This window comes from Halorubrum sp. SS7 (genome assembly GCF_005435055.1).
In the GTDB taxonomy this organism is placed as follows: domain Archaea; phylum Halobacteriota; class Halobacteria; order Halobacteriales; family Haloferacaceae; genus Halorubrum; species Halorubrum salinarum.
Window position 1 is genome coordinate 1 of record NZ_SGXV01000258.1, and the last position, 538, is coordinate 538.

Annotated in this window: 1 pseudogene; it reads left to right on the forward strand. The window is 63.6% G+C overall.

What is annotated here, in order from left to right:
• A pseudogene (locus tag EXE44_RS17920) lies at nucleotides 1-322 on the forward strand (pyridoxamine 5'-phosphate oxidase family protein); the annotation flags it as partial.
• Between the last annotated feature and the right edge of the window lie 216 nt (nucleotides 323-538).

A 538-nucleotide genomic window follows, 5' to 3' on the forward strand; every position in this document is an offset into this window, starting at 1 on the left:
GAGCGCGAGCGCCGACCTCGTCGAGTTCGTCGAACACGACGATCACGTCTCCTTCGACGTGTCGACGAACGACCCCCCGTACAAGGGCGTCCGCGGCCGCGGTCACGCGACGGTGGCGCCGGACGACGACAAGCGACTCCTTCGAACGCTCCTGCGCAGATATCTGGGCGGGGTCGACAACGCGACCGCCGACCGACTGCTGCGGCCCGAGCGCGAGGAAGTCGAGATCCGGATCGAACCGGAGCGGCTCCACGCGTGGGACTACTCGGAGCGCATGAAATCGACCGACCGGTCGGGGCGCACGGGACCGGCGGACGAGTGAGCCGATCGCGGTCGGTCGAGTTTCGACGGGTTTCCATGGTTCTCCGAAAGGGTGTCAAGGTTAGAGGATGGCATTGTGGAGAGTTGCGAAGGCTTTGAGATACGCTTCCTGCGGGGACTCCGAGTTTGCCATCAGCACATCCGGCGTGCGAATCTCTCGATATACTTTCTGCCGATATCGGCCTACCATCCGAGCAACCGGGACAGGAATCTACTG